20 protein-coding genes are annotated in these 17,431 nt (G+C 60.8%); 5 read left to right on the top strand and 15 right to left on the bottom strand.

Annotated elements, in window-relative coordinates; all coding sequences use genetic code 11:
* The coding region (locus WBB85_RS03635) for an acetyl-CoA C-acyltransferase (protein ID WP_432637258.1) at positions 1-729 on the top strand (729 nt) is incomplete at its 5' end.
* Positions 730-835: 106 nt separating this feature from the next.
* Complete coding sequence (gene phbB, locus WBB85_RS03640) at positions 836-1,558, top strand: acetoacetyl-CoA reductase (protein WP_432637259.1); 723 nt, start codon at positions 836-838, stop codon at positions 1,556-1,558.
* Between the two features lie 304 nt (positions 1,559-1,862).
* Here the strand turns inward: phbB and WBB85_RS03645 are convergent, their stop codons facing one another.
* The 3 genes from WBB85_RS03645 to WBB85_RS03655 form a co-directional block, all read right to left on the bottom strand.
* On the bottom strand, positions 1,863-2,030 hold the full coding sequence (locus tag WBB85_RS03645; protein WP_432637260.1) for a YdcH family protein: 168 nt from the start codon (positions 2,028-2,030) through the stop codon (positions 1,863-1,865).
* 121 nt (positions 2,031-2,151) lie between these two features.
* Entirely contained in the window at positions 2,152-2,913 is a 762-nt protein-coding gene (locus tag WBB85_RS03650; protein WP_432637261.1) for a tRNA1(Val) (adenine(37)-N6)-methyltransferase, read from the bottom strand.
* Position 2,914: 1 nt separating this feature from the next.
* Complete coding sequence (locus WBB85_RS03655) at positions 2,915-3,130, bottom strand: DUF2007 domain-containing protein (RefSeq protein ID WP_432637262.1); 216 nt, start codon at positions 3,128-3,130, stop codon at positions 2,915-2,917.
* A gap of 55 nt (positions 3,131-3,185) precedes the next feature.
* On the opposite strand from WBB85_RS03655, the gene WBB85_RS03660 reads away from it, so the two are divergent.
* Positions 3,186-4,187: a polyprenyl synthetase family protein gene (locus tag WBB85_RS03660; RefSeq protein WP_432637263.1), complete on the top strand. Its 1,002-nt coding sequence runs from the start codon at positions 3,186-3,188 to the stop codon at positions 4,185-4,187.
* A gap of 293 nt (positions 4,188-4,480) precedes the next feature.
* Here the strand turns inward: WBB85_RS03660 and cysK are convergent, their stop codons facing one another.
* The 7 genes from cysK to WBB85_RS03695 all read right to left on the bottom strand — a co-directional run bounded on the left by cysK (position 4,481) and on the right by WBB85_RS03695 (position 11,825).
* Complete coding sequence (gene cysK, locus WBB85_RS03665) at positions 4,481-5,557, bottom strand: cysteine synthase A (RefSeq protein WP_432637264.1); 1,077 nt, start codon at positions 5,555-5,557, stop codon at positions 4,481-4,483.
* A gap of 162 nt (positions 5,558-5,719) precedes the next feature.
* A complete protein-coding gene (locus WBB85_RS03670; RefSeq protein ID WP_432637265.1) occupies positions 5,720-6,802 on the bottom strand; it encodes a saccharopine dehydrogenase C-terminal domain-containing protein in 1,083 nt (360 codons plus the stop codon).
* A gap of 313 nt (positions 6,803-7,115) precedes the next feature.
* Positions 7,116-7,676, bottom strand: a complete 561-nt coding sequence (locus tag WBB85_RS03675) for a DUF3833 domain-containing protein (protein ID WP_432637266.1) — start codon at positions 7,674-7,676, stop codon at positions 7,116-7,118.
* A gap of 5 nt (positions 7,677-7,681) precedes the next feature.
* On the bottom strand, positions 7,682-8,899 hold the full coding sequence (locus WBB85_RS03680) for an MFS transporter (protein ID WP_432637277.1): 1,218 nt from the start codon (positions 8,897-8,899) through the stop codon (positions 7,682-7,684).
* Positions 8,899-9,393 carry a hypothetical protein gene (locus tag WBB85_RS03685; RefSeq protein ID WP_432637267.1) on the bottom strand — a complete coding sequence of 165 codons (495 nt, stop codon included), beginning with the start codon at positions 9,391-9,393 and terminating at the stop codon, positions 8,899-8,901. The genes WBB85_RS03680 and WBB85_RS03685 overlap by 1 nt, the downstream gene beginning before the upstream one ends.
* Positions 9,386-10,543: a class I SAM-dependent methyltransferase gene (locus WBB85_RS03690; RefSeq protein WP_432637268.1), complete on the bottom strand. Its 1,158-nt coding sequence runs from the start codon at positions 10,541-10,543 to the stop codon at positions 9,386-9,388. Before WBB85_RS03690 ends, WBB85_RS03685 begins: the two co-directional genes overlap by 8 nt.
* Positions 10,482-11,825, bottom strand: coding sequence for an NAD(P)/FAD-dependent oxidoreductase (locus WBB85_RS03695; RefSeq protein ID WP_432637278.1), 1,344 nt, complete (start codon positions 11,823-11,825; stop codon positions 10,482-10,484). The genes WBB85_RS03690 and WBB85_RS03695 overlap by 62 nt, the downstream gene beginning before the upstream one ends.
* A 123-nt stretch (positions 11,826-11,948) precedes the next feature.
* Here WBB85_RS03695 and WBB85_RS03700 point away from each other — a divergent pair, with 123 nt between their 5' ends.
* Together WBB85_RS03700 and WBB85_RS03705 are read left to right on the top strand one after the other, a co-directional pair.
* Positions 11,949-12,722 carry a DUF1365 domain-containing protein gene (locus WBB85_RS03700; RefSeq protein WP_432637269.1) on the top strand — a complete coding sequence of 258 codons (774 nt, stop codon included), beginning with the start codon at positions 11,949-11,951 and terminating at the stop codon, positions 12,720-12,722.
* A complete protein-coding gene (locus WBB85_RS03705; protein WP_432637271.1) occupies positions 12,719-13,444 on the top strand; it encodes an SDR family NAD(P)-dependent oxidoreductase in 726 nt (241 codons plus the stop codon). The genes WBB85_RS03700 and WBB85_RS03705 overlap by 4 nt, the downstream gene beginning before the upstream one ends.
* A gap of 163 nt (positions 13,445-13,607) precedes the next feature.
* Here the strand turns inward: WBB85_RS03705 and WBB85_RS03710 are convergent, their stop codons facing one another.
* From WBB85_RS03710 to WBB85_RS03730, 5 genes are all read right to left on the bottom strand, one after another.
* Entirely contained in the window at positions 13,608-14,123 is a 516-nt protein-coding gene (locus WBB85_RS03710; RefSeq protein WP_432637272.1) for a fasciclin domain-containing protein, read from the bottom strand.
* A 182-nt stretch (positions 14,124-14,305) separates the two neighbouring features.
* Positions 14,306-14,941, bottom strand: coding sequence for a ChrR family anti-sigma-E factor (locus tag WBB85_RS03715; protein WP_432637273.1), 636 nt, complete (start codon positions 14,939-14,941; stop codon positions 14,306-14,308).
* A complete protein-coding gene (locus tag WBB85_RS03720) occupies positions 14,942-15,457 on the bottom strand; it encodes a sigma-70 family RNA polymerase sigma factor (protein WP_432637274.1) in 516 nt (171 codons plus the stop codon).
* A 253-nt stretch (positions 15,458-15,710) separates the two neighbouring features.
* Complete coding sequence (locus WBB85_RS03725) at positions 15,711-17,021, bottom strand: TRAP transporter large permease (RefSeq protein WP_432637275.1); 1,311 nt, start codon at positions 17,019-17,021, stop codon at positions 15,711-15,713.
* A 9-nt stretch (positions 17,022-17,030) separates the two neighbouring features.
* Positions 17,031-17,431, bottom strand: a 401-nt coding sequence (locus WBB85_RS03730) for a TRAP transporter small permease (protein WP_432637276.1), incomplete at its 5' end; no start/stop codon positions are given.

Here is a 17,431-nt window from a genome sequence, read left to right on the forward strand (position 1 = left end):
GCCTTCAACGGCTACCACATGGGCCAGACCGCCGAGAATGTGGCCCAGAAATGGCAGATCAGCCGCGAAATGCAGGACGAATTCGCGCTGGCCAGCCAGAACAAGGCCGAAGCCGCGCAGAAGGCTGGAAAGTTCGCCGATGAGATTGCGGCCTTCACCGTGAAGACCCGCAAGGGCGACATCGTCGTCGATCAGGACGAATATATCCGCCACGGCGCCACCATTGAGAGCATGCAGAAACTGCGCCCGGCCTTTTCGAAAGAGGGCAGCGTCACGGCTGGCAACGCCTCGGGCATCAATGATGGCGCGGCTGCAGTGCTGCTGATGTCAGCCGATGAGGCGGAAAAGCGTGGACTGACACCGCTTGCGCGCATTGCCTCTTACGCGACCGCCGGGCTTGATCCGTCGATCATGGGTGTCGGTCCGATCCATGCCAGCCGCAAGGCGCTGGAAAAGGCGGGCTGGAAACCGGGGGATCTGGATCTGATCGAGGCGAACGAGGCGTTCGCGGCGCAGGCCTGCGCGGTCAACAAGGATATGGGCTGGGATCCGGCACGGGTGAACGTCAATGGCGGCGCCATCGCCATCGGTCACCCGATCGGCGCGTCGGGTGCGCGCATCCTCAATACGCTTCTGTTCGAAATGAAACGTTCGAATGCGAAAAAGGGCCTCGCCACGCTCTGTATCGGCGGTGGCATGGGCGTTGCCATGTGCCTTGAGCGCCCCTGATCCAAAATTTTTCTGCAAATGCGAAAAACGCGGACGCAATAATGTTGCGTCCGCGAATTCATTTCGGTAACAGGATTTCAAACGCGCTCGCATCATAGGAGGAATCATGTCGAGAGTAGCTCTGGTCACCGGCGGGTCCCGCGGCATTGGCGCCGCGATCTCGGTCGCCCTGAAGAATGCGGGCTACAAGGTCGCTGCCAACTATGCCGGCAACGATGAGGCCGCGTCGGCCTTCACCAAGGAAACGGGCATCCCGACCTATAAATGGAACGTTGCCGATTACGAGGCCTCCAAGGCGGGCATCGCCAAGGTCGAGGCGGATCTTGGTCCGATCGAGGTCGTGGTTGCCAATGCAGGTATCACCCGCGACGCACCGTTCCACAAGATGAGCCCGGAACAGTGGCAGCAGGTTGTCGACACCAACCTAACCGGCGTCTTCAACACCGTTCACCCGATCTGGCCGGGCATGCGCGAGCGTAAATTCGGCCGTGTCATCGTCATTTCGTCGGTAAACGGTCAGAAGGGCCAGTTCGCGCAGGTCAACTATGCCGCAACCAAGGCCGGTGACATCGGCATCGTGCGCAGCCTCGCGCAGGAAGGTGCCCGCGCCGGGATCACCGCCAACGCCGTCTGCCCCGGCTATATCGCCACCGAGATGGTGATGGCGGTGCCGGAAAAAGTGCGTGAATCGATCATCGCGCAGATCCCCGCAGGCCGTCTGGGCGAACCGGAAGAGATCGCCCGCTGCGTGGCCTTCCTTGCCTCGGACGATGCGCAATTCGTCAACGGCTCGACCATCTCGGCCAATGGCGCGCAGTTCTTCGGCTGAAGACCACCGATAACAAAAACAAGAAAGCCGACCCTTCGGGGTCGGCTTTCTATTTGCCTCGAACGGGCTGAAAGGGGCGCACAATTTCCGCGCAACCTCGCGGCTCAAGCACCATCCAGCCCGGAATGTGCATCACATCTGAGATGTGTCAAAGCCTGAACCCAACAAGGTTCAAGGCCAAATCCGCGATCCTTCGATGGATGCGACTGCGTCTATTGAGTTTCGAGTTTACGTTGCATCAGAATCCAAGCCTTTTTTCGTTCGAATTCTGATGCTTGTGATTTCAACCAAAACTCGAAACGATTTAGTGCTGACTGAGACGCGCGATTTCTTCCTTGAGCCGCAGTTTCTGCTTTTTCATGTTTGAGATAGCGAGGTCGTCATAGCCCGGGCTGCGCTGTGCATCCTCTACGGCTTCTGACAAATGTTGGTGTTTCCTTTGAAGTTCCTGCAGGTGCGAACCAAGCGACATCGGGGTCTCCTCTCCTGTGGACTCTGTAACAATCCCATCACAATAGTTGAGTCGTGTCACGCCCGAAGGACAAAGAATTTGAGGAAATAGTCAAACAGCAGCGGAACTCTGCCATTCGGGGTCAGGGCAGCAGGTTCAAAGCCGCGCCATCGCGCAGGATTGCCCGCGCCTCCTGGGTCAGATCATCGCCATCGCGCAGATGTGCGGCCCCGGCGTGCAGAACAAGGGGCGGCATCAGTCTGAACGCGCCGCGTGCGCCTTTCCGCGCCTGCAGAATGACCCGCCCGGCAGGCCGACCGGTGCGCGGCGCGATTGGCAGAAGTAACAGGTCGCCCGCCCGATCGTCCAGCGCCCGGACAAGATCGGGCACCCTTTCAGCGGCCTGAATGACGGTCAGATACCCACCCGGACGCAAACGGCGCAGGGCGGCATCCATCCAGACGGCAAGCGGTGTCGCCTCGCGTTGCGCGCGTTCGCGACCGGCATCGGCGGCCGGGGTTCCGCCTTCAGCCGCGAAATAGGGGGGGTTGGCGATAACGTGATCGAAGCTGAGCGCCCGCAGATCCTTTGGCGGCGCCTTGAGATCGCCCTCGAATACCGTCATGGATTGCCCGTTGGCGTCGGCATTGCGCCGTGCAAGGGCGGCGTAATCTGCCTGAAGCTCCAGCCCCGAAAGCATCAGCCCGGCGATCCGCGCGCCCAGACAAAAGCTCGCCACACCCGCACCGCAGCCAAGTTCAAGAACACTCTGCCCCGGCCTGGCAGGCACCGCCGCTGCCAGCAGAACCGGGTCCATCGCCGCGCGGTAGCCGTTCAGAGGCTGAAAAATCCGAAGCCGTCCGCCGAGGAAGCCGTCACATGTCAGGTTGGTATCGGCAAACATCCTAGCCGTTCGCCTCGATCCCGTTTTCCTTCAATATGGCCTGCGCCATGAACAGATCGCGGTCCACCACCATCAACCGGCGCGGCAAAATGCCTATGGACCCTTCGAGCACGCTCATGTGGACGTCCATCTGAAAGCTCGTTATACCCTCATCGTCGAGAAGAGCGGTCACGAATGCGATCAGTGTCGGGTCATTGGTTCTGAGAAGCTCTTTCATATTCCAAGACTTAAACGGTATGCTTTAGGGTTTGTCGAGAGAACAAGAGACAGGGATGAGTCTGGACAACGCCGTGCAGAAACCGATCGACAGGCTCAGCGCCCATCTTGCGGGCGATATGGAGGCCGTGAACACGCTGATCCGCCGGCGTATGGCGTCTGAGCATGCGCCCCGCATCCCCGAGGTGACCGCCCATCTGGTTGAAGCGGGTGGCAAGCGCCTGCGGCCGATGCTGACGCTCGCCGCCGCGCGGATGCTTGGCTACACCGGCGACCATCACGTCCGGCTGGCCGCGACGGTGGAGTTCATCCATACCGCGACGCTTCTGCATGACGATGTGGTCGATGAAAGCGCCCAGCGCCGGGGGCGGCCGACGGCAAATTTGCTGTGGGACAACAAATCCTCGGTTCTGGTCGGCGACTACCTGTTTTCGCGGTCCTTCCAGTTGATGGTCGAAACCGGCTCGCTCCGCGTGCTCGACATCCTCTCGAACGCCTCGGCGACGATTGCCGAGGGCGAGGTGTTGCAGCTTTCCGCCGCACAGGACCTGCGCACCGATGAATCGGTCTATATGAAGGTGATCCGCGGCAAGACGGCGGCGCTCTTTTCGGCGGCGACCGAGGTCGGCGGCGTTATCGCGGGCGCGCCCGAGGATCAGGTGCGCGCACTCTTCACCTATGGCGACGCGCTGGGGATCGCTTTCCAGATCGTCGACGACCTTCTGGATTACGGCGGAACCAGCACGGTGATCGGCAAGAATACCGGCGATGATTTCCGCGAACGCAAGCTGACGCTGCCGGTGATCAAGGCGGTGGCGAAGGCATCGGCCGCGGAGCGCGAGTTCTGGCGCCGGGTGATCGAAAAGGGAGACCAGCGCGAGGGCGACCTCGATCACGCCATGGCGCTGATGACGCGCCACGGTACGATGGAGGCGACGCGGGACGAGGCGCTGGCATGGGCGGCAAAGGCAAGGGACGCGCTGACCGCCCTGCCCCCGCACGCCTTGCGCGACATGCTTTCGGACCTTGCCGACTACGTGGTGGCCCGCGTCAGCTGATACCCGTCATCACGGTATCTCGGTTTGAGATTCTGCTACCGTGATTTTGCAGACCTTGTCCTTAGCGCAACACAAGCCGGGCTGGCGCCTGCCCGTGGGATGGCGCAGCGACCGAAATTCGGGGCAGTTTATAGCTGCAAAGCCCCTTCACCCTCATGCGAAGCGCGCGGCCTCAGAAGCGCCAGCCCGCCGGGACGGGCAGGCGCTCGCCCGGCGCCTTCGGCTTGTTTCCGGGCGAATGGCAGTGTCCGCAAAGGCCCTGAACCGACGTTCATACCCCAAGCGTTACCCGATCACCCCATCTGGTGGTTGGGCGTCGAGCGGGAAATCTCCAGTTCCGCCTCATCCATATCTTCGGGAATGCCCTCGAAGAGCGGGGTCGAGAGATAGCGTTCGCCGGTATCGGGCAGCATGGCGAGGATGACCGAACCCGGCGCAGCTTTTTCGGCGATACGGATTGCGACGGCAAAGGTTGAACCGCCGGAAATACCGGTGAAGATGCCTTCCTTCTGTGCCAGCTTGCGGGCCCAGTCGATGCCTTCGGGGCCGGGCACGGGGATCAGCTCGTCATAGAGTTTCTTGTCCAGCGCCTCCTGCAACACTGCTGGAATGAAATCCGGGGTCCAGCCCTGTATCGGATGCGGCGCAAATGCCGGATGGCTGGACGCAGGCGCATTGTCCGCCCCGCGCTCCTGCGCCGTCCCGCTTGCCACCAGTGCGGCATTTGCCGGTTCGGTCAGGATGATCCTGGTTTCGGGCCGTTCCTTGCGCAGCACCCGACCAACGCCGGTGACGGTACCGCCGGTGCCATAGCCGGATACGAAATAGTCGAGCCGTTGGCCTTCGAAATCGCCAAGGATCTCACGCGCGGTCGTTGCCTCATGAATATCGGCATTGTCCTTGGTCTCAAACTGGCGGGCAAGGAACCAGCCGTTCTTTTCGGCAAGTTCAACGGCCTTCTGGTACATGCCAAAGCCCTTCTCGGCCTTCGGGGTCAGCACTACCTTGGCCCCCAGCATGCGCATCAGCCGGCGACGTTCGACCGAGAATGTCTCGACCATGGTCACGACCAGCGGATAGCCCTTTTGCGCGCAAACCATGGCAAGACCGATGCCGGTATTGCCCGATGTCGCCTCGACCACTGTCTGGCCGGGCTTCAGCCGCCCCTCGCGTTCGGCTGCCTCGATGATGTTCACCGCCAGCCGGTCCTTGACCGAAGCGGCAGGGTTATAGGCCTCGGCCTTGACATACATCGTCACATGATCGGGGCCAAGATTGTTGACCCGGATCACCGGCGTATCGCCGATCGTGTCGAGCACGCTGTCAAAAAGCCGTCCGCGTCCCTTGGTCGTCCTGATGCTGCCGGTCATGTCATGTCCCCCGTTCCTGATCGCTGCCCCGTCAAGATGGGGCTTTCCAGAGGGAACTTATAGGATGCGGACAATGGGCGGGACAAAAAAGAACACCCTCCGCCGAAACGAAGGGTGCAGGGAACCGAATAGGGTCTGGCCGGACACGGCCGAAACCCGCGTTCAGCCGTGACGGCTCTTGTGGCCGATATTGTAGTAATTGCCGGTGCGGGTCTGGAGGTACGGGGTCAGCGGGATTTCTTCCTGCTTCAGGAAGCCCTGCCCCGGCAGCTTGCCTTCCCGCACCATCTCGATGACCGCCACGACCGAGGCCGAGGTCGTCCAGGCAATCGCCGTCCGCCGCTTGCCGCCGATTTCCAACGGGTAGTAGGCGCGCACGAACTCCTTGCGCTTCAGTTGACCTTCCACCCAACCTTCGGCCGCGACATGGACATAGACGATATCCTCATCGACCGGCGGCTTCGCGTGGGTCAGGATACGGCCCGCTTCCGCCCGGTTTTCGCGCATCAGAAGTTCGTGGAAGAAGAAGTTCATCAGTTCCACATGGCCGGGATAGCGCATGGTCTTGTAATCGAGGTTCTCGATCTTGTCGGCATAGGTCTCGCACATTGTGCCAAGGCCGCCAGAGGTGGTGAAGGCCTCAAGCTTCACGCCGTCGATATAGATCGTCTCCAGCCATTCCATCGCCGAGACGGTCTTGTGCACGCCCTCCTCGATCACCTCGCAGTCGTTGAGGTATTCGTTGACGACGCCCTCGGGCGACCAGTTGAAGGCATAACCCAGAAGCCCGGTCGGGTTCTGCGGCAACGCACCGACGCGCAGGCGGATCGAGCGGACTTTGTCGAACATATCCGCCAGATGCGCGCCGACAATACCGACGAAACCGGGCGCAAGACCGCATTGCGGCGCCATGATGCCCTTTGAGGTTTCGGCAAGGCCACGGATATGCTGGGTCGTCGGCACATCTTCGGTCAGGTCGAAATAGTGAAGGCCAAGTCCATGGGCGACGGTCGAAACACCGATATTGAGGTGATAGGGCAGGCAGGACAGAACCGCCTCCTGATCCTTCAGGATCGCAGACAAAGCATCCTTGTCGGTCAGGTCGGCGGTGCGGGTCGGGAACGGGCAGCCCGAAACCTCGCGCGCATCGACGCCAGTGACGGCAAAGCCCGCCTCGGCCAGCAGCTCTGCGGCCAGATGGCCGACCTTTCCGAGGCCGAGAACGGCAACCTTGTTGAACGACATGATCCGCTTCCTTTTCTTGTCTGAAACCTCCGGCCTGCCGCCGGTTCACCGTCACAATCACCCGGGCGGCTGGCGATTTCTTCGGGTATTCCGGCGATTTTGGCAGGGGAACACAGAAAAGTGCCGGGGCGGTCAGTCATTCTGCCGGACCGCTTGGGCGAAGGTCTTGGCAGGCAATCCGCAGATCAGTCTCGACCATGGCGGCCTTGTTCCGAAAGGCCGTATGTCAGTACCGCAAGAGAACGATCAATCGCCCCTGCCGCCAGATTGACGCGGCGGGGAACACGGGCCCATTCGCCTTTGAAACGTCTGACTACCGGTCCGTTTGCACGTGGGGGCGCATGGTCGCAACCAGTTCGGCGACCTTGATGCCGAATTTGCGCATCTCGGATTTGTTCATGATGGCGCCGTCACGGGACAAATACATCCAGTCGGTTGCCGTCAGCGTGTGGCCGCCAGATTCTGGCGGTAGCACGATCTTGTAGCGCAGCATCACGGTCGCCCCCGACACGATCCCCTGCGCCTCGCCCACGATGTCATCCGCTGTTGCGGTGAACGTATTGTCGGGGCCGAGTTTCAGATACCATTTTCGGTGCTGCTCGACGCCATTCGAATAGACGAAGTGCTCACTCAGGGTGCCGGTATCGCCATCCCACTCACCGACCATTTCAGCGACGAACGTATTGGTCATCCTGCCGGTCGGTCCATAGATCACGCCCTCTGAGAGGATGGAACCCGAGAGATGTTCCTTGAGGGAAAAGGCCGGTCCGGTGCTGGCATAATCGGCGGGTGTCTGGGCGCGAAAGCTCAGAAACAGAGACTTTGCGGCGATCCCCAGAACGAAAAGAAACAGGATGACGGCGGCGATTTTCATAGATTTCATTCCCGTGACGGAAGCGCGAGGACCATGCCGATCGCGCAGAGTTTAAGGATGCAGGGCAGGATGGCATAGGCGATGTTGAGAACGGCCAGCGCATCCGGGTCATTGATCTGGCCGGGGACAAAACCGCTCTGACCAAGCAGCGGAAGAACGGTAAAGGCCGCCAGCGCAAGCCCGAGCTTTCCGGCAAAGGACCATATGCCGAAGGCGGCCGATGCATTCAGCCCGGCCGAGGTCAGCGCAACCGAGAACATGGCAGGCAGTATGACCATATCCGCGCCCAGCGCTGCCCCGGACGCGATGCAGATCAGGGCGAACCCCGAAAGGTTTCCGGGCGCGAGGAAGGCCGCGCCGACAAAACCCAGAACCGCAAGCGGCATGGCGATCAGCAGCGTTGCCTTCGGGCCAAGCCGATGGCTGGCCCGGGTCCAGACCGGAACACTCAACCCCGCAGTCAGGAAGAACAGCACCAAAAGCGGTCCCGCCTTGCCGGTCAGGCCAAGGCGATCCTCGACGAAGAACAGAAAGAGGGTCGAGGTGATGGCCACCGGCAGGCTGTTGACCAGCGCAAGCACAAGCAGCCGCAGCGCGCCCGCCCGCGCCATGCCGGACAGGGACAGCGCTTCGCCGACGATCGGCGTCCGACGCCAGATGGGAAGTGTCAGAACACCGGCGAGGACCGCGATCAGACCCAGAAGCACACCGAAAGCGGGATAGCCCTGGGCCGCCGCCCCCATGGCGAACAGGATCGACGGTGCAATCGCCGCGATGACGACACCAGCCAGCATCCCGCCTTCGCGAAAGGCCGCCAGCGTCATCAGGTCTTGCGGCTCGGGGCGCTTGGCCAGCGTCGCGCTGCGCCCGTAAAGCAGAATCGTGCCAAGGCTGTAGGCCGAGAATAGAAGGATGAGGATCACCACCAGTTCCGTGACCACTTCCGGTCCGGGCCGCAGCATGAACAGCAATGGAAACCCGATCGCCAACCCGCCAGCGGCAGCCATTGCAAACAGGCTTTGCGCCTGCGGCCACCGGTCTATCGCCCAGCCGAGCAGCGGATCCTGCACCAGATCAATCAGGCGGATGATCAGTAGGACGGTTCCGATTGTTCCAAGTGCGATACCAAGTTCAACGGACGCAAAGCGCGGCAGATGGATATAGAGCGGGATACCGGCAGCCGCCAGCATGAGCGCATAAAGGCTGACCCGGGGGTAAACCATCACGGGCCACGCAGCTTGCGGGTAAAGGCTGGCGAACGGGTGTTGTCGCCCAGAAAGATAGCCATGAACCGATATTTGATCCGGGGATGGGACAGCGCGCACATGCGACGGTCATTGCGCCAGAACAGGACCTCATCAGGGCCATTGGATACGGCGAGATACCGGTCGCCTTTGCCGACATCGTCGTAGCATTGTTCAAGCTGACCCTTCACTGGCAGGGATACACCGGTACGGCTGAATTCCCGCAACGTAGACGTCACCAGTTCCGCCTCGGTCAGTCTGCGCAGATAGGTGAGTTCAAGCGCCAGATCCTCCTGCCAGTCAAGCGCTTTGCCACCGGGCGTGTAAAGACGCGCCTGATACAGCGGCAGCTCGAAGAAGCGCAAAGTTGCCTCGCCCCGAAGCTCGGCACCGGGCAGAGCTGAGGACACCGGCGTGGCGCAGGCGATCACCGGGCAGAGAAGCAGCACCAATGGCAGCAGGAACCTAGGCATGGGCAAGTTCCACCTGCACCACATTGGTATGTCCGACGGCGAAGGACGCGGCGCAGATCTCAAGATAGTATTTCCAGTTGCGGAAGAAGGCCTCTCCATATCCCAGTTCCGCGATCCGCTGCTTTTGGGCGGACAGACCCCCGGACCAGATGCGGCAGGTTTTGGCATAGTCCTGACCGAACGCGAAACTGTCGCGCAACTGCAGGCCCGCATCCTGCGCCTGTTGGGCGATCACCGTATCGGACAACAGCATGCCGCCCGGGAACACATATTGCCGGATATAGTCCGAGGATGTCCGGTAGGTTTCAAAAAAGCTGTCAGCCACCGTTATGATCTGCAACAAGACGCGACCGCCCTCGGCAAGGTTTCGTTTCAGGGTGCCGAAATAGCTTGGCCAATAGCGTGCGCCGACCGCCTCGATCATCTCGATAGAAACGATGTTGTCATACTGTCCGTGAATGTCGCGGTAATCCCTGAGCTGGATATCCGCGCGCCCGTCAAGACGGCATTCCGCATAGCTTTGCTGGTTGCGAGAGATCGTGACGCCGGTCACGTCTCGGCCGTCGCTTGCGGCCTGTTCCGCGAAACCGCCCCATCCGCAGCCGATTTCCAGCACCCGTTCACCATCGCCCAGCCGCGACAGGGCGCGGGCATTCTTGCGCTGCTGCGCGCGGCCGAGGTCATCATCGCCTTCGGCAAAAAGGCCGGAGGAATAGGTCATCCCATCGTCGAGCCAGAGCTGGTAGAATTCATTGCCGACATCGTAATGCGAGCGGATGTTGCGGGTCGCCCCACGGCGCGAATTGGCGCGCAGGACCGTATCGACAAGACGGAACTTCGCGCGGGTGAAAGGACCTGCATGATCGTAGGCACCAAGCTCATCGCGATTGCGCATCGCGACCGTCATCAGCGTTTCGACCGAGGGCGTGTCCCACAGGCCTTGAACATAAGCCTCACCCAGCCCGACCTGACCCTCTGCCGCCATTGCAGAGACGGCGGACCAGTCGCGAATGATCATCTCGGCCTCAGGCCCGCTCGTACCGAAATGGAACCTGTCGCCCTCGGGCGTGTGCAGCGTCAGCTGCCCGTCACGCAGACGCTCGCAGGTCGACAGGAACTGCGATTTCAGCGCTCGGTTGGTCAGATACATTGTCGATGTCTCTCTGCTGATGGTCTTGGTTGATCATGCGGACGATGCGCATGGCGCTTGCGATGCCGTCCTCGTGAAAGCCGTTCCGGTTATAGGCGCCGACGAACCAGGTGTGATTTTCCCCCTGCATCGCCCGAATACGCTCCTGCGCCCGAAGGGCAGCCCGGTCGAATACCGGGTGGGAAAACTCCACCTCGTCATAGATGTGCTTCTGAGGGATGTCGCAGGACGGATTTAGCGTCACGAACAACGGATCGTTGTCGGGGATGTTCTGCAGCCGGTTCATCCAGTAGGTCACACCGACATTGCCACCCTGCGATCGATAGACCCAGCTTGACCAACTGGCGCGCCTTTTGGGCATCTGGTTCGGATCGCGGTGCAGAACCGCCCAGTTCGGTTGATAGCGGATACTGCCAAGCGCTGCGGATTCCGCAGCGGTCGCCGCTGTACCCAAGATCGTCAGCGCCTGATCGGTGTGGCAGGCAAAGATCACCTCATCAAAATCCTCGGCTTCGCCGGACGCGGCTTGAACCTTCACGCCGAAGGAGAACCGCCCGACATCAGTCACCGGCTGTCCGGTCCGGATCTTGCATCCTTGCCGCACTAGCGCCGCTTCCAGGCGGCGGACATATTCGATGCTCCCCCCCTTTACGGCCCACCATTGATGCTTGCCGGAACCCGCCAGCAAGGCGTGGTTTTTGAAAAAGCGCACCAATGATCGTGCCGGAAACTCGCCGACCTTGTCAGACGGCGTGGACCAGATCGCCCCGCACATCGGCATCAGGTAATTGTCGCGAAACCATGGGCCCAAGCGAAGTTCATCCACGAGCTCGCTGATGGTCTTTTCATCGTCACCGGCAGCGCTTTCAGCTTCCTTTCCGAAACGGATGATATCCGCGATCATCTTGTAATAGGCCGGGCGGAGAAGATTGCGTCGCTGCGCGACAATGCTGCGCAGAGTGTTCAGCCCGTATTCGATGCGGCCGTTGTCGATGCTTGCCGCAAAGCTCATCTCGCTCTTCACTACCGGCACGTCAAGCTCTCGGAACAGCCGGGTCAGATAGGGATAGGTGACGTAGTTGAAAACAATGAAACCGGTATCCACCGGCTGATCGCCATTTTTTCCGGCCAGAACCGTTCGTGCATGCCCGCCAAGACGAGGCTCTGCCTCGAACACGGTCACATCGTGGGACCGTGAAAGGTAGTAGGCCGCAGAAAGGCCCGAAATGCCGCCGCCAATAACAGCAATACGCTTGCGGTCCGAACACTCGTGATCGAACATATATCCACATCCCCTCGTGCTTTTTATCTGAATACGTACGAAGCTTGCCCTTGGATCAAACACGGCGATCGGCTGGCGTTGTTGAGTGATCCAAATCCGAACGGCGGCCGTATAGGCTAGGTCATGATTGAGCATATTCAGGGTCAGACCACGCATGCCCGGCGCGGAGCGCTACGAAACGCCTTCCGCTATGGCGTCGACTATCTTCTGTTCGATCAGGATGCGGCAGAGCGTCCATGGCTTCTGTCCCGCAATCGCTTCAATCTCTGGTCACTCCGGGACCGGCACAATGGCGGTGAGCGAAACGCCGGATGTGGCTTCGACTGGTTCCGTGCAGAATTGACGACACGTGGTTTCCCGATTGAGGACGCGCAGCTTTTGCTTTTGACGCAACCCAGTTTTCTCTGGTTTCACTTCAACCCGGTCAGCTTCTGGATCGCGCTGCGGCACGGCAAACCCTGCGCTTTCATTGCCGAGGTCAACAACACATTCGGCCACAGGCACTGCTACTTCTGCGCTTTTGACGACTTTCGCCCGATCGGTGCCAATGACGCCATCATTGCAGCCAAGCTGATGCATGTGTCGCCGTTTCAGAAAGTGGCCGGGCAATACCGGTTCAACTTCACCCTGTCTGAAGATGCCATCCGTATCCGGATTTTCTACGGGAACGACGCGGACGGGGTGATCGCAACGCTAAGCGGTGCGCGCCGCCCTGCCACCAGCGCGTCTCTGCTCTGGGCCGCTTTACGTCGGCCATTCGGCGCGGCGCGGGTGGTGGCGCTGATCCATTGGCAGGCACTGATCCTGTGGTGGAAACGCGCACCGTTTCTCAAGCCGCCTCCACCGCCCAAGGCGCTGGTTTCTAATGGCGCAACAGTGCAGGGACGCAGGGAATGACGGAGTTTAGCGGCAAGACCTACTGGCTCATCGGGGCGAGCGAAGGCCTTGGCCGGGCTCTGGCCCGGCAGTTGGACCGCGAAGGCGCGCGGCTGATCCTGTCGGCGCGGGATGAGGGGCGGCTGATCTCACTCGCGGCCGATCTGGCCGAGGCACGCGTCGTTGCCTTCGACGTGACGGATCATCAGGCCGTCCGGAGCACGGTGGCCTCTGTCGGGCCGGTTGATGGGATCATCTATAATGCCGGCGCTTATACGCCCATGCGGGCGACAGAATGGGACACAGATGCCGCGCTGACGATGTGCGACGTGAACTTCATCGGCGCGATGCGGGTTCTGGGACAGGTCGTGCCGCAGATGGTCGGTGCCGGGCGCGGTGATATCACCCTGATCGGCTCACTCGCCGGGTATCGCGGTCTGCCCGCCGCAATCGGCTATGGTGCCAGCAAGGCCGCATTGGTGAGCCTTGCCGAAACCATGCGACACGATCTGAAAGGCAGCGGCGTTGTGGTTCGCCTCGTCAATCCCGGCTTCATCCGGACCCGCCTGACCAAGAAAAACAGTTTTCGCATGCCGATGATCATGACACCCGAGGCGGCGACGGAACATGTCGTGCGGGCCATGCGGTCACGCCGTTTCCGCACGGATTTTCCAGCGCCGTTTTCGTGGCTGATGAAGGCCCTCGTTTTCCTGCCGGACATCCTTGTTTACCGCGGGCGGTAGGGTTCATCAGACTGGCACACAAGCGCCACGCGGACCGCAGGTGCGGCCTGGGCTGGATTAGGTCTGATCTCTGTTGCGAAATGAATAAACCGATGCTGCGGTGATCCGGCAGCATCGGTTCTGTTTTCGTCTTTCAGTCGAATGCGAACGGCTGCTCAGCCGGTCAGTGGCAGGCAGGGCGCTGGCCCGGCAGCAGGACTTTGTCGACAACATGGATCACACCATTGTCGGCCATGATGTCGGCAACGACGACATTCGCCATCTCGCCGGTGCCGTCAGCGATCGAGACACCACCACTTCCCGCCGTAATGCAAAGGCGTTCACTGGCCAGGAGCGGCTTGAAATAGTTCGAACCGGACGGGATCATGCTGGCCGTCAGTTTGCGATCATCCACGTGATAGAGCAGCACATTGGTCAGTTGCCCTTTGTTCGCGGGCTCAAGCAGCGATTCCACCGTTCCAGCCGGCAGCGCTGCAAATGCGTCGTTCACTGGCGCATAGACGGTGAAAGGGCCCGGCCCGGACAGGGTTTCGGCCAGACCGGCGGCAGTGACGGCCGCGACGAGGGTCGAGAACCGTTCGTCACCTGCGGCGATCTCAACGATGTTTGCGGCCTGCACCGCAGTTGCGGAAACGGCAATTGCACAAGCGGCAGCGGCGATTTTCAGATTGGATTTCATGTCTTGGTCTCCGTGTTGGCGGGCCTCTGCGCCCAGTCTGATTCAACGTTCGTACTAAGGGTACGGAAGGGATCTGAACGCGGATCATCAACTCACGGATTCGTGATCTAAGATATTGAATATGAAACGAAAAATAACCTCCGGACGCGCCGGAGGCCCTGCCCCAATACGGGATTTTGCAATCAGATTCGGAACAGCGGCTGCAAGAGGCGCGGCAGAAGCGCGCGGAAGTGAAGCGGCGCATCCGTCGCTGCCAGACAGATGCAGGCATCGCCGGGTCCGGCCACTGGCGTGTGGTCCAGTTCCTCGTCCGCGACTTCAAGATCGCCGACACCGAAGACCCCGGTTTCGTCTGTAAAACTGCCCTGCAGCACCAGGGTCAGTTCCAATCCGTTGTGGCCGTGGTCGGGAACCGCCTGCCCCGGCGGAATGTAAATCAGACGCACCGAGCCGGTTTCGTCCGCTGTGAGGATATCCTGACGCACCCCCGCACCCAGCGACTTCCACTTCGGTGCGCGTCCTTTCAAGACCTCCATCACGGGCCCGGGATAGATGCCAGAACGCTTCTGCACAGGCTCGGATGTGAATGGCGCATCAAGCTGTGCGAGGATATCGGCCTTCACGCTGCCCGAAAGCGCGACCGCATCGACCGTCTCCAGAACCGCCCCGCCCGCAGATTGATGTGCTTCCAGCGCCACACGGCATTGGACGCAGAGCGACACATGGCTGGCCACGACCAGCGCGAAGGGTTGCGGCAACGAACCGGCAGCATAGGCGGCCAGCATGCCATCTGGTGTGTGATGGGTGATCGCAGACATTCAACGCATTCCCTTGAGTTCGTGCCTCAGCCGCTCCAGCCCCAGCCGGATGCGCGATTTGATCGTTCCCAGCGGCAAACCCGTCTGGGCGCTGATCTCTTGATGGGTCAGTTCACCAAGATAGGCCTTCTCGATCATCTCGCGCTGCTCGTCAGAGAGCCGCGCGAGGGCATTCTTCAGTTCCGTTGCTTCCTGTTCCAATGCCAGGATCTGGCTGGCATCAGGCTCGGCCTCGGGATCTTCGATCAGTTCTTCCGGCTCTGGCCGGCGCTCTTTGCGCAGGATGTCGATCTGGCGGTTGCGGGCGATCTGATAGATCCAGGCAGAGACCTGCGCGCGATGAGGATCGAACATCTCGGCCTTGCGCCAGACCGTCAGCATGACGTCCTGAACGATTTCTTCGGCCTGATGCGCCGGGGTGCCCGATCGCATGATCATCCCTTTCAGGCGCGGCGCAAAATGGTCAAACAATGCCGAAAAGGCATCCCGATCGCGTTTGTCCCGTACTGCGAGCATCCACACAGTCTGCTGCGAGATTTCGGCCCTTGGTTTCGACACCAGTCTGCTTTCAAGTCGAGGCACCAAGGGCACATAACGACCGGTGCGCGGGATATCGAGGTTCAGGGCCAACATACCTCAAATACGAGGCAGCGCACCAACTGGATCACTTTCTGATGCAATCTTACTTAAACATGCCCGCCGGGTAGGGCCATCCGGTTCTCTCGAAAGTAAAGTCCTGCGGTTTCACCTTCAGTTGGCGGTCATTTCCTCAGCCGATGAGAAGCAGCGAAAGCGCAGGCAGTGCGATCAGCAGGCCGAGCCGGATCAGATCCGCAATCCAGAACGGCAGAATGCCTTTGAAGATGGTCGCAAGCGGCACGTCGTGCAACACGCTGCGCAGTACGAAGACGTTCAGCCCGATGGGCGGTGATATCAGGCTGATCTCCGTCACGACCACAACCAGAATACCGAACCAGATCGCGACATTGGTCGGATCACCCAGCCACCCGGCTCCGAAATCCAGCGACATGACGAGCGGGTAGAAAACAGGCACCGTCAGCAGGATCATCGACAGGCTCTCCAGCACCGCGCCAAGCACGAGGTAGATCAGCACCAGAACGAAGATGACCGTGAAGGGCCCGATATCCATTGCCGAAACCCATTCAAGGATCGCTGCCGGAAGCCCCGCATAGCTGACGAAATTCGAAAAGATCTGCGCGCCGATGATCAGGGCAAAGATCATCGCACTCGTCCGGGCGGTATCGACACAGGCGGCAAGCATCGCGGCGAATGTCATGCCGGGGGTTGTCGCGGCGATAAGCGCGGCCGACAACGCGCCGATTGCGGCGGCCTCGGACGGGCTGAAGATGCCGCCATAAATGCCAACCATGATGACCGTGAAAAGCGCGACCACCAGAACCACGCCGCGGATGTCCCGCGCGGTCATCGGGGTCCGGTCGACCTCGGTCGGTGCAAGTTCCGGACGCAGACGGACGGTCACCGCCACCGCGAGAACATACATCACGACCCCAAGCAGGCCCGGCAGGATCCCCGCGACGAAGAGCTTGCCGATATCCGCCTCGGTCAGCAGCCCGTAAATGATCAGCACCACGGATGGCGGAATGAGGATACCAAGTGTGCCACCCGCCGCGATGGACCCGGTCGCAAGACTGTCGGAATAGCCCGCTTTCCGCATGGTCGGCATCGCGACCTTCGACATAGTGGCCGCCGTTGCCAGCGACGATCCGCAGACGGCCGAGAAGCCGCCGCAGGCCACGACCGTCGACATGGCAAGCCCGCCGCGAAGCCGGTGCAGGAAGCGATGCGCGGTCGAGAAGAGCGCGTCAGATACGCCCGATATCGTCAGAAAGTTTCCCATCAGCACGAACAGCGGAATGACCGACAGCGTGAAGGACAGGACCGTGTCGAATGCGGCATTACCAGTCAGGGTCAGACTTGCCTTCCAGGTTCGCAGCAGGGCGAAACCGGCGGTTCCGACGATGATCATCGAAAAGGCTATCGGAATACGGACGAGGACCAGGGCGAAGAGGGCGACGAAGCCAAGAAGGGATGCGATCATTGGGGACTTTCAGGCGCGCGGGTCACGCACAAGGACAAGAACGGCCACGCAAACTGCGCAGAACCCTGCGGCTGTGTAACCGACGTAAGCCAGGGGGATTTGCAGGGAGTTCGTGGTCTGGCCGTATTTCGCCATGCGGCCGGCATATTCGAAGATTTCATAGGCCAGAACCGCGAAGACGATCACACCACTGGCCGTGGCAAGCAGCCCGAGCGCGCGGCGGATATGCCGCGACTTCGGGTCAATGAGTTCAACCTCGATATGGCCGCGCAGACCGGTGGTCAGGGGCAGTGCGGAAAAGACGAAACAGGCGAGCAGGATCTCGGTCAGCTCGAACGCCCCCCGGATCGGCGTGTTGAACAGATACCGCGCAATCACGTCGGCGCCTGTCAGGCACATCATCGCGACCA

Source organism: Albidovulum sp., assembly GCF_049646345.1.
Taxonomy (GTDB): Bacteria; Pseudomonadota; Alphaproteobacteria; order Rhodobacterales; family Rhodobacteraceae; genus Albidovulum.

Coding starts and splice junctions, on each gene's coding strand:
- phbB (WP_432637259.1), top strand. CDS start 836: ATGTCGAGAGTAGCTCTGGTCACCGGCGGGTCCCGCGGCATTGGCGCC.
- WBB85_RS03645 (WP_432637260.1), bottom strand. CDS start 2,030: ATGTCGCTTGGTTCGCACCTGCAGGAACTTCAAAGGAAACACCAACAT.
- WBB85_RS03650 (WP_432637261.1), bottom strand. CDS start 2,913: ATGTTTGCCGATACCAACCTGACATGTGACGGCTTCCTCGGCGGACGG.
- WBB85_RS03655 (WP_432637262.1), bottom strand. CDS start 3,130: ATGAAAGAGCTTCTCAGAACCAATGACCCGACACTGATCGCATTCGTG.
- WBB85_RS03660 (WP_432637263.1), top strand. CDS start 3,186: ATGAGTCTGGACAACGCCGTGCAGAAACCGATCGACAGGCTCAGCGCC.
- cysK (WP_432637264.1), bottom strand. CDS start 5,557: ATGACCGGCAGCATCAGGACGACCAAGGGACGCGGACGGCTTTTTGAC.
- WBB85_RS03670 (WP_432637265.1), bottom strand. CDS start 6,802: ATGTCGTTCAACAAGGTTGCCGTTCTCGGCCTCGGAAAGGTCGGCCAT.
- WBB85_RS03675 (WP_432637266.1), bottom strand. CDS start 7,676: ATGAAAATCGCCGCCGTCATCCTGTTTCTTTTCGTTCTGGGGATCGCC.
- WBB85_RS03680 (WP_432637277.1), bottom strand. CDS start 8,899: ATGGTTTACCCCCGGGTCAGCCTTTATGCGCTCATGCTGGCGGCTGCC.
- WBB85_RS03685 (WP_432637267.1), bottom strand. CDS start 9,393: ATGCCTAGGTTCCTGCTGCCATTGGTGCTGCTTCTCTGCCCGGTGATC.
- WBB85_RS03690 (WP_432637268.1), bottom strand. CDS start 10,543: ATGTATCTGACCAACCGAGCGCTGAAATCGCAGTTCCTGTCGACCTGC.
- WBB85_RS03695 (WP_432637278.1), bottom strand. CDS start 11,825: ATGTTCGATCACGAGTGTTCGGACCGCAAGCGTATTGCTGTTATTGGC.
- WBB85_RS03700 (WP_432637269.1), top strand. CDS start 11,949: ATGATTGAGCATATTCAGGGTCAGACCACGCATGCCCGGCGCGGAGCG.
- WBB85_RS03705 (WP_432637271.1), top strand. CDS start 12,719: ATGACGGAGTTTAGCGGCAAGACCTACTGGCTCATCGGGGCGAGCGAA.
- WBB85_RS03710 (WP_432637272.1), bottom strand. CDS start 14,123: ATGAAATCCAATCTGAAAATCGCCGCTGCCGCTTGTGCAATTGCCGTT.
- WBB85_RS03715 (WP_432637273.1), bottom strand. CDS start 14,941: ATGTCTGCGATCACCCATCACACACCAGATGGCATGCTGGCCGCCTAT.
- WBB85_RS03720 (WP_432637274.1), bottom strand. CDS start 15,457: ATGCTCGCAGTACGGGACAAACGCGATCGGGATGCCTTTTCGGCATTG.
- WBB85_RS03725 (WP_432637275.1), bottom strand. CDS start 17,021: ATGATCGCATCCCTTCTTGGCTTCGTCGCCCTCTTCGCCCTGGTCCTC.